Genomic DNA, 12,724 nt, shown 5'->3' with positions numbered 1-12,724 from the left:
GCGTCCTGGTAGTTGCCGTGGTGCAGATGGCGACAGGTTGTGCCTCGGTTGCGCCCACCTCGAATCAGGGGCGAAAGCCGACTCCTGCCTCGAGTGTCGCGTTTAAGAACACGCGGCCAGGGGCGCCAAAAGGGGACTCGCCCCGTGCCCTGACGGTTGCGCAGCCCGTCCTCGCGAGTTTCGCTGAAGCGACGAGGCTGAGTCGCCGTCAAGCCTTCCGCGAGAACTCGGCAGACAGCATGACGCCGACCGTGGGCGGCACCGTAACACATGGACCCTCGCGTGTGGATGAATGGGAAGCCCTGCTCTTGCGCGCGGGCATCGCGGAGCGGGACGTGCGTCCAGTGGCTGGCGGCCCTCTCAGCCCACCCCAGGCGGCGCGGCTGCTGAAGGTGTTGTTGGGAAAGCCCGTTACGTTGGGACAGTTTCCCTCACGCCTCGCCGTCGGCCACTTGCTACACAAGGCGCTGAAAGAGGGCGAGATGTCGCGCGCCGCGCTGCTGCGCCAAGCCGAGCGCATCTCCGGAGTGGCGGTGCTTCGGCCTGACGGCTGCCTCGCATGGGTGCGCAGTGGGAAGGCACAACAACTCGTGGCGCCTGTCGAGTGGCGGGAGGGGCGCACTGCTTCGAGCTGGAGCGCTGCTACGACGGACGCACGGGTGTCCATCGGTTGCTGGATGGCGAGCTGCGGGAAGCGGATAGGCACACGCTGGCGGAGGTCTACGATGACGCAGACTACGTCGGGCTCACGCTGGACGGAGCTGAAGCGGCGGCCGTAAGGTGGCGCTCTCCGTAGGCCACTTCCTCACCTATCCGATGGATAGCTTCGCTGCCCTCAAGAATCTGCCCGCTGGCGTGGCGGCGCTCATCGCTTCTTCACCGGAATACTTCGAGCGATTCCGACACATGACACGGGGCGAGCAGATTCAGGCGGTGGCCGAATGCCTCAACTGCGGCGCCTGGCTGCCCACGGCCCGCGACGCCCTCACCCACCAGGACGCGCAGCTCGATCACGTGGAGCAAGACTTCCTCGTGCCGCCCGCGTGACGTGCGCGTCCCGTCTACCGGGGCATGCGTCGAGACATACCGCCCGCCCAGACTACTGAGCAGCTCCGCCGCAAGCGCGTACGGGACGACTACGCCCGCGACCTGCGCCGACTCCGCGGCGAGCCCGAGCCCCCGCCCCCTCCCCTCGCGAGCCCGATAGGAAGGGCTGGTGCGGCGGGCCGCTAATGCGCGTCAAGCGCGGGCTCATTGGCGCCCTGGGCAGGCACGACGACTGAGATTTCGTGGGGCGGCAGGCACCATGCGCGGCTTCTCGCCTGCCATCACTCACGCTACGATCAGCGTCAATCGGAGGGAGGAAAAGAGCGTCAGGGATGACCCATTGAGGCCGAGGTCAGATTCTCGATAGAACGCGGTGATTCGCGCATCACGAACGTGCGAGGTCAACATTGCTAGGGGGACAATTCGCATGGTGCCAGACCACAATCGGGAAGGGCTTATTCCGCCGTTCGATGCGGCGAACCCCACGTCCCACTATCGGTCACCGTATCCAACGACCTGGGACGAGGCAATCGAACGGTTCGCAACGTCCCCACATCGGATGCAAATCCTCCTGGGACTCCTTGACTATCGTGATGCACTTCGGGGTACGGGTTTCCTCGATGGTCACCAGTGGCTAACTGGGAGTTTTGTTGAAGCCATCGAGCGGGAGCCCAATGATGTCGATGTGGTGAACTTCCTCCATGTCCCGTTCGTTTCGATCCCCGCGACGGCCATGCCCCTTTTCCGTTCGCAAGACACCAAGGCCACGTATCACTGTGACGCATATACGATTCCGCTGAGCTATCCTTCCGGCCACAGCGTCACGCCTGAACAACTTGCTACATCCCTGGTGGATCAGGTTTCCTACTGGTATGGGCTCTTCTCACATCGTCGTGGAACCTATGCCTGGAAGGGGTTCGTACAACTGCCCCTGGGTTCGGGCGAAGATGACGTTGAAGCCCGAGCAAAACTTCTGGCTCTTCTTTCAGGCTTGCAGAGGAAGGCAGGATGAGCCGGTCAAATCGAAGAACGTTTCTGCAGGCCGAGCACGCCGCAGCAGACTCCCTCTTGCGGCGCCTTGCTCCAGGACAATTCATTGAACGAATCGGCCTAGAGTCGCGCTTAGACGCTATCAAAGAGGAATTGCTTCGCTTGGCGGACGTACCCGATCCTGCACAGGCCACCCTCTTCTTTGGGGGACAGCCTGTGCTGGCACAAGAGGGCATCGAGGCCCCCTTTGCGGCCGACGCGCTCGCCCGCTTCCAATCGCTAGTTGAAAAAGTGGGGGTTGCACGGGGCGGCGGCGCACAGAACAAGGACTTTCGCCTCCACATCACTGGCATTGCCAGAGGCTCGTTTGGCTTTGAACTCACCCAGATGGAAGAAGCTCCAGTTAACATTCAGCAGGCGAAAGCTGCTGTCGAAGAAACATCTGGCGTACTCCAATACTTAGCCGCCGAAGAGGATTCATTCGCACAATTCATGAGCGAAGCGGATCCTCGTGTTCTCAAATCGCTTCATGAATTCGTGAAGGTGCTCGCCAACTCGAGTGCCACCCTTCGCTTCGTAAGCGACTCCAGCGAGGTGGCACTTTCGGAGCAACACCTCTTCCGTGCCTTCGGCTGGATGGAAGAGACCGAGCCTGCTGTCACTGAGGCCAGCATTCCAGGCACGCTCCGAGGCTTCCTTACTGGCTCCTCTCGACAGTTCGAGCACATGGACGCGGCGGGCAGTATCTACAAGGGTAAGCTGGGCGGACTTGTCTCCGATGAGGATTTGCAACGATTCGCCTTCAAGCCATGCGTTGCTCGGATTCAGACGACAATTGTTGCTCGTCCGGGTCGTCCATTGAAGAAGAGCCACACGCTGGTGAGCCTCCACCCGCCGCAGGATAAGGCCCAGTCATAGGCTTGCAAAAAGGCCAGCAACTGGGGAGACGCCCTCAGCTCGAAGATCGTCGCCTGCCAACGTGCATCCCCGGACCAAACAGCCGCCACACCAAGGCGCGTCGCCGCCCCTGGGACAAAGCGGCCCGCCCCGGTGCTTTGGAGCGAGTCGCCACACTTCACCAACCGAACGTCCACCTCACGGCCGCGCCAGCCATGCGCTCGCGCGCATTGGCCTCACCGAAGGCGAATAGCCCAAGGTTCGACCGGAGCCGTGCCCCCGCCTCCAGGCGCGCGTAGGCGCCGAAAAGCGAGAACACGCCGGCCTGGGCTTCCAGGTAGCCCGACATCACGGGCACATCGGAGAGGACACGGCCGAGTTGGCCACCCCTCTCGTTATCACGACGGGCACGGCCGCGGCTACGACACGCACGGTGACAGGCGCGCTGGCGGGTGCTGAAGCCACGGTGCCAGTGCTCGCCCTGTCCGCCCAGGGCGGCGCTAACCCTCAAGTTACGCCAAGTTCATCCCCGATGCAGCGGAGAACGGCGGCTGGTTTCAGGGCTTCAGAAAGATTGTGGTTCAAGCCGAGCGTCAGCTCGAAGTGGCCAACGGCACGCCGATTCGCTGGCACTTCGCGGAGCGCGAGGCCGCGGATTTCGTCCGTGAGCTATTCAGGAATGAAGGCCTCGGTAGGATTCGCGTCGTACACACCCCGCCAGCCTTGTAGGCACGGAGCCAGATGACCGAAAAATACTACGCTGGCGGCTACTGGCCGGGACGCAGGGAGCCCGTGGATGCGTACGCTCGACGTGCCGAGTCCTTCTTCCGCAGGTTGGCGCTCATCGACGACGCTTTCGCACAGTGGTTCGAACAAGCGAACTCTCCGGATGCTGCGCGAAAGCGTGGAGTCGAGCTCGAACACAGGGCGCTGACAGGCCTGTTCGCGATGGAGAAGTACCAGCAAGGGGCGGGAGACGTTGCTTTCGCTGCTTGGAACGGCTCAGTCGTTGGAAGCAGCGTGGCGAACATCTCGTGCGGTTCGCGCTCGCGACATGTACTGGATCGCTGCACCCTCACGCTTCCCTCGACTGGACCTGTTGCGGAGCGACTCCTCTCCTCGGTGACACTCGCCCAGGTCGTGAGCGCAATGGCGCTGGCATGGGAGCCGGAATGGGCCATCGCCACGTCCGTCAGCCATCGGGACATGTCGTCGGAATTCGCTGACCCGGGCACGTTCGCAGGCTGGCTCATATACGTCGCTCGCCAGCGAGGAGCGGTGCCTCCGCTACCCGCGCCGGTGCGCCTCGAGCAGGTGGAAGACAAGGGCACCCTCATCATCCTCACGCCTGAGCGCTTCACGGCTAGCAACCCGGAACATGTCGCCCTGGCGGAGGTGGTGCATGCCACGCTGGAGCAAGCAGGGCTGATGCGGCCGCTCCAGGCTCAACCGTAGGTCGAGGGAGCCGAACAGCGGACTCCCTGCGCCACGGGCCCAAGCACCCGGCTCAGGCCCGCCGCGCCGTGAGTATGGGCTGATGAAAGCCCGTCTCCTCCGGCGAGTACCACCGCGTGTCCACGAGCCCCGCGCGCGTCAGCGCCTGCTCCAGCTCCACGCGTTGCAGGGCGCGATACACACCGGTGTGTTCAGTCGCCTGCCAGCCCTTGCCCTCGGGGCGGAGGATGAACTGGTGCACCGTGTACGTGCGCCCGTCCGCCGCCCAGTCCCAGATTTGGAAGAGGATGCGGCGCCCCTCGGGCGCCTCCAGCAGTCGCTCCGAGGTGAAGCGCGGCTGCCGCTCCACCAGCGTCTCCGCGTCGCGCACGCTCAACGCCACCAGACCGCCGGGAGCCAGCTTCGACGCCATGGCGCGTGCCGCCGCGTCCAGATCCGCATCCGTCAGCAGGTGCGTCACCGCGTTGTCCAACGCCACCACCACGGGGAAGGTGCCCGCCACCTGCGTGCCCAGCGCGCGCATGTCCGCCACGCCCGTGGTGAGCTGCACGCCCATCACACGGGCCTCACGCTCGGCGCGCGCCACGGCGGCGGGACTCAAGTCCGTGGCGTGAACGCTGTACCCCCGTCCCGCCAGGCCCAGCGCCTGCGTGCCAATGCCACACGCGCAGTCCAGCACCCGCCGCGGCGGCGGCGCGCCACAGCGGCGCAGCAGCGCGTCCAGCATGGCCCCCTGGCGCTCCACCACCTGCGGCCAGTTGGCGAAGAGCAGGTGATACTCCTCCGCCATGCCCTCGTAGAACCCCAGCGTGTCGTCGGTCACGCGCTGAAGGAGCGCCCCTCGAGCGCCTCGATGGCCTCGCGAATCTCCGCGGGGACAGGGATTTTCTCGTGGGTGGCGTAGCGGAGGGTGACGATGACGGCGCTTCCCCGCGTGTAGAGGACGCCGTCGTCCTCCCCAGCCACCGCGTGCTCCAGGGTGATGGACGACGTGCCGATGCGCGTGGCGCGGCAGCCCGCAACCAGGCGCGTGGGAAACAGGACGGGACGCAAATAGTCCGCGTTCGTCGCGGCCAGGATGGGGCCAATCCCGCCCCCGGTCATCCGGTCATTCCCCGCAGCGGAGGGCCCCGTCAGGCCGATGCGCGCGAAGTAGGTGATGCGAGCGGTCTCGAACCACGTGAAGGTGCGCGTGTTGTTGGCGTGGCCGAAGGCGTCCATCTCCCCCCAGTGGAGGGGGAAGGCGACAACCACCGGGAAATCCTTGAGCGGCGAATCCGGCATGCCCCCAGGGTGCCCCACCCGAGCGCCCCTGGGAACCGCGAACCGCGCCTGCCTGCTCTCCAGTCGGGGGGTGTGAACGTGGTAATCCAGGACTGCCATGCGTTCACGATTCAGCGCCTCCCTGCCCGCGGCCACCGGGCTCGCCGTCCTCTCCTGCTCTCGCCTGGAACAGCCTCGCCATGGCCGCTGAGCGCGAACAGCCGGCACCGGAGCGCGAACCCGAACGCGAAGTCACGCGCCCCTACGCGGTCTCGTCACGAGAAGGCCCGCCGCTCTCCGACCAGCGACTCGCCGCGCGGGTAGCGAAGCGGGCGGACATGGTGCGCTGGCTGCACCCCGCTCAATTGCTGCGCACGGGCCTGGACGCGGTGGTGGCGGCGGTGTTCGGCGCGCGCGCGGACCAGCGGCTCATCGAAGCGGTGGTGCGTCCCCAGGTCCCCTACTTCGACTACTCGCAGGAGCCCATGCCGGAGGGCGGCTTCTGGCTGGACTACGTGTCGGACACTGGCGACGGCTGGAACTCCACCTACGCGGTGGCGCGGCTGCTGGCCCTGCCCGAACTCGCGTTGTCCGTGCGCGGCGAGCCCCAGGCGGAGCCCCACGACACGCGGCGCGGCCGGCTGCTCATCTTCGGCGGCGACGGCGTGTACCCCGGCGCCAGCCGCGAAATCTACGACGAGCGGCTCGTCCAGCCCTACGAAGCGGCCATGCGCCGCTCGCACGCGCCCAGCCCGGACCTGTTCGTGATTCCGGGCAACCATGACTGGTACGACGGGCTCGGCGCCTTCCTGAGACTGTTCTGCGCGAGCCGGTGGATTGCCGGGCGCCGCACGCGGCAGAGCCGCAGCTACTTCGCCCTGAAGCTGCCGCAGCGCTGGTGGCTCATCGGCACGGACGTGCAGCTCAACAGCGACATCGACGTGCCGCAGGTGGAGTACTTCCGCGAGGTGGCCAGCCACATGGGCCCCGAGGACCGCATCATCCTCTGCAACGCGGAGCCCGCCTGGATTCTCGCGGCCACCGAGCGGCGCAAGGGCAGCTACCTGGAGAACAACCTGGAGTACCTCCAGGAGAAGGTGTTCGGCCGCCGCATCAACGTCTTCCTCGCGGGCGACCTGCACCACTACCGGCGGCACGAGGACGCCGGGGGTCGGCAGAAAATCACCGCGGGCGGTGGTGGCGCGTTCCTCCATCCCACGCACGCGCCCTCCGCCCATGTCCTGCGGGACGGCTACACGCTCCAGAAGAGCTTCCCGGATGAATGGACGTCGCGGCGGCTCGCGCGGCAGAACCTCCTGCTCATCCGCCACAGTCCGCTCTTCGGTTTGATGACGGGCGCGCTGTACCTGCTGCTCGCGCTGGCCGCCTTCGCGGAGGTGGGCTCCTTCGGGATATCGCAGCTCCCACAGGTCATCCTCGCGGTGGCCAACAGCATGGTGGCCCGGCCCTGGACGCTGGTGCTGGGCCTGGGCACCATCGGGGGGCTCATCGGGATGGCGGACTCGGCCTTCGGCAAATGGAGAACCCTGGCGGGAACACTCCATGGGCTCGCGCACATCGCGGCCGCCTTCTTCGTGGCCTGGGGGGCGACCTACCTCACGGTGAGCGGACTGGGCGTCTGTCCGGAGCTCGCGTCGGACGGCATCCACTGTGAAGCCGGCTGGTGGCACCTGGCGGGCAAGTTCCTCCTGTCCTCCAGCTTCACCTTCCTGGGCGGCTTCCTCGTGGGCCCCTTCGTCATGGGCCTGTACCTGTGGCTCAGCGTGAATCGCTTCGGGGCCCACTCCAACGAGGCCTTCATCTCGCTGGCCTCACCGGACTGGAAGAACTTCCTGCGGCTGCGCATTGGCGAGGATGGCCGGCTCACCGTCTTCCCGGTGGGCGTCGAGCGCGTGCCCCGCAAGTGGAAGGAGACGCACGCCGGGCCCTACGCGCCCGCCTTCGACCCGGACGACGCGAAGGCCACCGAGCCCCAGCTCATCGAGCCGCCCATCCGCCTCTGACGCACGAGCCGTTCGGGCGGGGCCGTGTCACCACCGGACACCCGCCGTCCCAGAAGCGCACAACCGTCACCGCGCGAGTCCACGCCGCCCACTGGGACTCCGCGCGGTTGAACCCGCCCTCCGCGTTGGCACGCGAATGGCTCTGGGTGGAATCCATGGCCTCCTTCCTCAAGGACCTCCGCTACGGGGCGCGCTCGCTGCGTCGCAGCCCCGGCTTCACGCTCGCCACCGTGCTGGCCCTGGCGCTGGGCATTGGCGCCAACACCACCCTGTTCAGCGTGGTGAGCGCGCTGCTGCTGCGCCCCCTGCCCCTGCCCCAGGCCGAGCAGGTGGTCGCGGTGTGGGGCCAGGACGCCGAGCACGGCACCGCCGACATGCGGCTGGCGCGGATGGACGTGGACGCCCTCCGGCAGAAGATGACCTCCCTCACCGGGCTGGCCGCCTACACCACCCTGGCCCCCACCCTCACCGGCCCCGACATGGAGCCCGAGCGCGTGGAAGCCGCCGCGGTGGGCGAGGACTTCTTCACGGTCATGGGCGTGCCCCCGTTGCTGGGCCGAGGGCTCTCCGCCGAGGAGCAGGTGCCTGACGGCCCTCGCGCGGTGGTGCTGTCACACGGCCTGTGGGCGCGCCGCTTCGGTGGCGACCCGGGTGTGCTGGAGCGCACGCTGGAGATGGACGGCCTGCCGTACCAGGTGGTGGGCGTGATGCCGCAGGGCTTCGACTTCCCCCGCGAGGGCACGCCGGACACACTGGCCCTGTGGGCGCCCCTGTATGCCAAGGACTCCGTCCGGCAGAACTGGGACAACCGTGGCGCCCACATGCTCAAGGCCCTGGGGCGCCTGGCGCCGGGCGTCAGCATCGCGCGGGCCCAGGACGAACTGGGTCGCCTCATCGACGCGGTGGCGCGGGAGCACGGCGACACCAGCGGCCGGGCCGGCGTGGGTGTGGACTCGTTGCAACTGCGGATGTCCGCCGACACACGGCGCCCCGCGCTGATGCTGCTGGGCGCGGTGGGCCTGTTGCTGCTCATCGCCTGCGTCAACGTGGCGCAGCTCCTCCTCGCACGGGCCTTGGCTCGGCAGCAGGAGTTCGCCATCCGCACGGCGCTGGGCGCGGGACGCGGGGCGCTGGTGCGGCAACTCCTCGCGGAGGGCTCGCTGCTGGCGTTGGCGGGGGGCGCCCTGGGACTCCTGCTCGGCGTGTGGGGCGTGGGCGGGCTCAACGCGCTGCTGCCCGAGGACGTGCTGCGCGTGCAGGTGGTGGAGGTGGATGGACGGGCGCTGGCGTACACGGCGGGGCTGTCCATCGCGGTGGCCCTGCTGTGCGGACTCGCGCCGCTGGGCACCGCCGCGAACGTCAACCTGGGCGGCCTGATTCAGAGCACGCGCGGAACCAGCGCCAGCCGAGGCGCGCTGCGCTGGCGCTCCGTGCTGGTGTCCACGCAGGTGGCGCTCGCGCTGATTCTGTTGGCGGGCGCGGGGTTGCTGGTGCGCAGCTCGCAGCGGCTGGCGGAGGTGGACCCGGGCTATCGGCCCGAAGGCGTCTCGATGATGCCCGTCGCGCTGCCCAACGCGCGCTACCCGATGGAAGAGGCGACGCGATTCCAGACCCGGCTGCTGGAGCGCGTGCGCGCGCTCCCCGGTGTCGACGCCGCGAGCTGGATGATACCGGGCGTGGTGTCCGGCAGCGCCGTCTCCATCTCCCTGGACCTTCCGGGCAAGCCCTTCCCGCCAGGGAAGCAGCCCGACACGAGCTACCGCGCGGTGAGCGACGGCATCTTCAGCACCCTGGGAATCCCGCTGCGCCAGGGACGTGACTTCACGCCGGACGACAGTGCGGAGGCGCCCGCGGTGGTGGTGGTGAACGAGACCTTCGCTCGGCGCTACTTCCCGGGCGAGGACGCCATCGGAAAGAGCATCGCCATCGGTTACGGCGAGATGGCGCCGCGGACCATCGTGGGTGTGGTGGGGGACATGCGATCCTACTCGCTGGACGAGGCCGCGAAGCCGGAGGTGTATGCCCCGCTCCCGCAGACGCCCTGGCGGCAGGCCACGCTGGTGGTGCGCAGCCGGCTGCCGCCGTCCCAGGTGGCCGCCGCGGTGAAGCCCGAGCTGCGGCAGCTCGACTCCCAATTGACGATTCCGACGCCCATCACCCTGGCGCGGAGCCTTGAACAATCCGTGGCGGGCCGCAGCTTCCAACGGGTGTTGCTGCTCACCTTCGCGGTGACGGCGCTCGCCCTGGCGTCACTGGGCCTCTACGGCCTGATGGCCTACAGCGTCACGCAGCGGCGGCGCGAGCTGGGCATCCGGCTGGCCCTGGGCGCCATGCCGGGCGACGTGGTGCGACTGGTGATGCACCAGGCACTGCGCCTGTGCGCGACGGGGCTCGCGGTGGGCCTGGTCCTCGCATTCGTGTTGTCGCGGCTGCTCGAAGGGCTGCTCTACGGCGTGAGTGCCAGCGACCCGCTGACCTTCGGCGCCGTGGCCCTGCTCCTGCTGGGCGTCATGACCCTGGCGAGCTGGCTGCCCGCTCGCCGCGCGTCCCGCGTGTCCCCCGGCGTGGCGATGTCGCCTGAGTAAGGCAGCGCTGCCACGTGAGCGATGCCGCACGACAACACGGGCTGAAGCGGTGATGCGCCGCTTCAGCCCGTATTTCGTCATCCACTCAGGAGGAGGACGACGCACCCAGGATTAGTGGCTGGGCACGTAACCGCTGATGAGTTCCCATCCAGGATTCCAGAGGTGCTGAGACGAGGGGCTGAAAACAAAGGATGTCGCCCCCTCGCGGCCATAACGAATCTCGGATCCGCCAAACCCCGGAAAGTAGATGAAGAGGTCTGTCCGACCATCCCCGTTGAAGTCAGCAGGAACGAACTTCAGATTCGCACTCCACGCCTCCTGGCTCGAAGAACTGAACTGCAGCGGCCCTGTTCCGGCCGCACCGAAGCGGGTCTCCACGGCTCCCGTGGGCGTGTAGTAGACGAAGATGTCCGTGTAGCCATCTCCATTGAAGTCTCCAGGCACCAGGGTCAGATTGAGAACCCAGGTGTGCTGAGACGAGGGACTGGTGAGCAACGCCCCTGAGCCGCTGGCGCCGTAACGAATCTCCACCGCGCCCGTCGTGGTGTTGTATCGGAAGAGGTCGGTACGGCCATCTCCGTTGTAGTCACCCGCCACCAGATTCAGATTCAAGCTCCAGGTCTGCTGCGAGCTGGCGCTGGAGGACAGAGCGCCCATGCTGGAATTGCCGTAGCGAATCTCCACCGCGCCTGTCGTGGTGTTGTATCGGAAGAGGTCAGTATAGCCATCGCCGTTGAAGTCGCCGGGAATCAGCTTCAGGCCCGCAGCCCACACCTGCTGCGATGACGAGCTGAAGAGCAACTGCGTCATGACGGGTGAGCCATAACGAATCTCCACGTTACCCGTGGCCGGGTAGTAGATGAAGATGTCCGTGTAACCATCCCCGTTGAAGTCGCCAGGAATCAGTTCCAGCCCTGGGCTAAACGACACCTGGGAAGAAGGACTGACGACGAACGCTCCCATCGCGGCCGAGCCATAGCGAATCTCGACTGCGCCAGTGGTAGGCGAATACCGGAACAGGTCCTGGTACCCATCTCCGTTGAAGTCGCCGGGGATCAGCTTCAGATTAGAACTCCAGGTCTGCTGCGTGGCGGCCTCGAAGTGCAAACCATTCATCAAGGGGTGACCGTAGCGAGTCTCCACTGCGCCCGTTGTGGGGTTGTACAGGAAGAGGTCGTCTTGCCCGTCGCGGTTGAAGTCCGCTCCCACGTCCTTGGGCAATCCGTAGATTGCCCGGGCGCCGGCGCGATCCAGGTCAGACAGTTTTCGTCGGTAGTCGAGACCACCGCACAAAGTGAAACTCATCACCGACTGCTGGTCATACTCAGTCACCTCCAGCCAGTCCGTTCCTGAACAGGAAGGATTCGTGCTTGGAATCCGAATGTGCTCATGGCGGAAGCCGAGGATGTGCCCCACCTCATGAGAGAGTACATTGTTAACGACTGCGTAACGCTCATCTGTCTCCAGATCATAGCTATTGATGATGAGGCTTCGAGCCGAACGCTGCACGCCCGGGAAAAATGCCTGGGCAATGATCGACGAAATGTAACTCGGAGGAAGCCCAGGGGATGGCTCGTTCCTCGGCGCGCATCCCACCAGCTTGGGGTCGACGTTACACACTTCGCTGGGCTCATAGGCCTCGCGCACATCGAAAAGGACGTTCTCCTGCGCCGGATTACAATTACCATCGTACTGCGACAGATGAACGAACTTCACATCGGCTGCGGATTCCCACTCGCGCATCGCCGCACCCAGGTCACGCACAACAGCGTCGTAACGAGCAGCCAGCGAGACTGAGTCCACGCAGTAGGTCAAGTGACGCTTCTGCGTCGCACTCCAAACCTTCATTTCCCCGTCGACAGCATTGACGATCAACGGATTGCGCGAAACCCCGTTCTCACTGCGCCTGACGCGCGCATCGTAATAGCTTCGGAGTTCCTCCAGGCTCGTGAAGACCTCGTCACCATTCGCGATATACAGCCCGGTTGACGGCTGAAAATAAGCCGACGCCAGGAACTCCTCCCACGTAGGGGACCTCACGTCCTTGCCCGCCTCACTCGGGGACACCTCCTGTGGCGCCTCACCGCAGCCCACGGAACCCGTCACCAGTGCCGCCAGACACGTCCAAGCACCTACTATTCTTTTCACAGACCACTCCGCTCTCGCAGCAGCGAGCCACCTAAAACCAGGAACAAAGGACTAAACAACAAATCAAACACCCGCCGCCCCAAATCGACCAGTCGCCGGGCAGAAATGTGTCTAACAAAGGGGACTGACATCACCCAATGCACGAATTCTCGACCTACAAACTCGTTGCGCCACGCAAAGACCGATAAATCCCACACCGAAAACAAACATGTATCAGCACTATTCACCCACAGACGCTGGAGCCCTTGGGCGGCATTGCATGCGCAGTCGGCACGTACATCCGGACGGGTCAGCGCCCCCCCCACATCCTGGGCC

10 protein-coding genes and 1 pseudogene are annotated in these 12,724 nt (G+C 66.0%); 7 read left to right on the top strand and 4 right to left on the bottom strand.

Translation table 11 applies throughout. From position 1 onward, the window contains the following. Positions 1–780: 780 nt before the first annotated feature. The 3 genes from A176_RS36225 to A176_RS36220 all read left to right on the top strand — a co-directional run bounded on the left by A176_RS36225 (position 781) and on the right by A176_RS36220 (position 2,955). The gene (locus A176_RS36225; protein ID WP_049872433.1) at positions 781–1,047 is read left to right on the top strand and encodes a hypothetical protein; all 267 of its coding nucleotides are present in this window, start codon (positions 781–783) and stop codon (positions 1,045–1,047) included. Between the two features lie 427 nt (positions 1,048–1,474). Beyond that, positions 1,475–2,059, top strand: coding sequence for a DUF6932 family protein (locus tag A176_RS39000; protein WP_420811423.1), 585 nt, complete (start codon positions 1,475–1,477; stop codon positions 2,057–2,059). Then, complete coding sequence (locus tag A176_RS36220) at positions 2,056–2,955, top strand: hypothetical protein (protein WP_144429681.1); 900 nt, start codon at positions 2,056–2,058, stop codon at positions 2,953–2,955. Before A176_RS39000 ends, A176_RS36220 begins: the two co-directional genes overlap by 4 nt. A gap of 157 nt (positions 2,956–3,112) precedes the next feature. Here the strand turns inward: A176_RS36220 and A176_RS39500 are convergent, their stop codons facing one another. Continuing rightward, positions 3,113–3,283: a hypothetical protein gene (locus A176_RS39500; protein ID WP_002633833.1), complete on the bottom strand. Its 171-nt coding sequence runs from the start codon at positions 3,281–3,283 to the stop codon at positions 3,113–3,115. Between the two features lie 173 nt (positions 3,284–3,456). On the opposite strand from A176_RS39500, the pseudogene A176_RS41310 reads away from it, so the two are divergent. Further along, positions 3,457–3,663 (top strand): annotated as a pseudogene (locus A176_RS41310) (AHH domain-containing protein); the annotation flags it as partial. A gap of 12 nt (positions 3,664–3,675) precedes the next feature. After that, positions 3,676–4,389: an immunity 52 family protein gene (locus tag A176_RS36210; protein WP_021781204.1), complete on the top strand. Its 714-nt coding sequence runs from the start codon at positions 3,676–3,678 to the stop codon at positions 4,387–4,389. Positions 4,390–4,441: 52 nt separating this feature from the next. Here A176_RS36210 and A176_RS36205 read toward each other — a convergent pair whose 3' ends face one another. Together A176_RS36205 and A176_RS36200 are read right to left on the bottom strand one after the other, a co-directional pair. Continuing rightward, the gene (locus A176_RS36205; protein ID WP_002633835.1) at positions 4,442–5,212 is read right to left on the bottom strand and encodes a methyltransferase domain-containing protein; all 771 of its coding nucleotides are present in this window, start codon (positions 5,210–5,212) and stop codon (positions 4,442–4,444) included. Beyond that, the gene (locus A176_RS36200) at positions 5,209–5,673 is read right to left on the bottom strand and encodes an acyl-CoA thioesterase (RefSeq protein WP_002633836.1); all 465 of its coding nucleotides are present in this window, start codon (positions 5,671–5,673) and stop codon (positions 5,209–5,211) included. Before A176_RS36200 ends, A176_RS36205 begins: the two co-directional genes overlap by 4 nt. A 179-nt stretch (positions 5,674–5,852) precedes the next feature. Here A176_RS36200 and A176_RS36195 point away from each other — a divergent pair, with 179 nt between their 5' ends. Both A176_RS36195 and A176_RS36190 read left to right on the top strand, forming a co-directional pair. Further along, positions 5,853–7,676 (top strand): hypothetical protein, encoded by a 1,824-nt coding sequence (locus A176_RS36195; protein ID WP_002633837.1) that lies wholly within the window; start codon positions 5,853–5,855, stop codon positions 7,674–7,676. A 155-nt stretch (positions 7,677–7,831) separates the two neighbouring features. Further along, the gene (locus A176_RS36190; RefSeq protein ID WP_044889932.1) at positions 7,832–10,261 is read left to right on the top strand and encodes an ABC transporter permease; all 2,430 of its coding nucleotides are present in this window, start codon (positions 7,832–7,834) and stop codon (positions 10,259–10,261) included. 111 nt (positions 10,262–10,372) lie between these two features. Here the strand turns inward: A176_RS36190 and A176_RS36185 are convergent, their stop codons facing one another. Further along, the gene (locus A176_RS36185; protein ID WP_144429680.1) at positions 10,373–12,367 is read right to left on the bottom strand and encodes an FG-GAP-like repeat-containing protein; all 1,995 of its coding nucleotides are present in this window, start codon (positions 12,365–12,367) and stop codon (positions 10,373–10,375) included. Between the last annotated feature and the right edge of the window lie 357 nt (positions 12,368–12,724).

This window comes from Myxococcus hansupus, from assembly GCF_000280925.3.
Taxonomy (GTDB): domain Bacteria; phylum Myxococcota; class Myxococcia; order Myxococcales; family Myxococcaceae; genus Myxococcus; species Myxococcus hansupus.
This window is presented reverse-complemented; position numbering and strand designations above follow the sequence as displayed.

Excerpts from the sequence above, each read along its gene's own strand:
- A176_RS39500 (WP_002633833.1), bottom strand. The coding sequence starts at position 3,283 with ATGTCGGGCTACCTGGAAGCCCAGGCCGGCGTGTTCTCGCTTTTCGGC.
- A176_RS36220 (WP_144429681.1), top strand. The coding sequence starts at position 2,056 with ATGAGCCGGTCAAATCGAAGAACGTTTCTGCAGGCCGAGCACGCCGCA.
- A176_RS36210 (WP_021781204.1), top strand. The coding sequence starts at position 3,676 with ATGACCGAAAAATACTACGCTGGCGGCTACTGGCCGGGACGCAGGGAG.
- A176_RS36200 (WP_002633836.1), bottom strand. The coding sequence starts at position 5,673 with ATGCCGGATTCGCCGCTCAAGGATTTCCCGGTGGTTGTCGCCTTCCCC.
- A176_RS36195 (WP_002633837.1), top strand. The coding sequence starts at position 5,853 with ATGGCCGCTGAGCGCGAACAGCCGGCACCGGAGCGCGAACCCGAACGC.
- A176_RS36190 (WP_044889932.1), top strand. The coding sequence starts at position 7,832 with ATGGCCTCCTTCCTCAAGGACCTCCGCTACGGGGCGCGCTCGCTGCGT.
- A176_RS39000 (WP_420811423.1), top strand. The coding sequence starts at position 1,475 with ATGGTGCCAGACCACAATCGGGAAGGGCTTATTCCGCCGTTCGATGCG.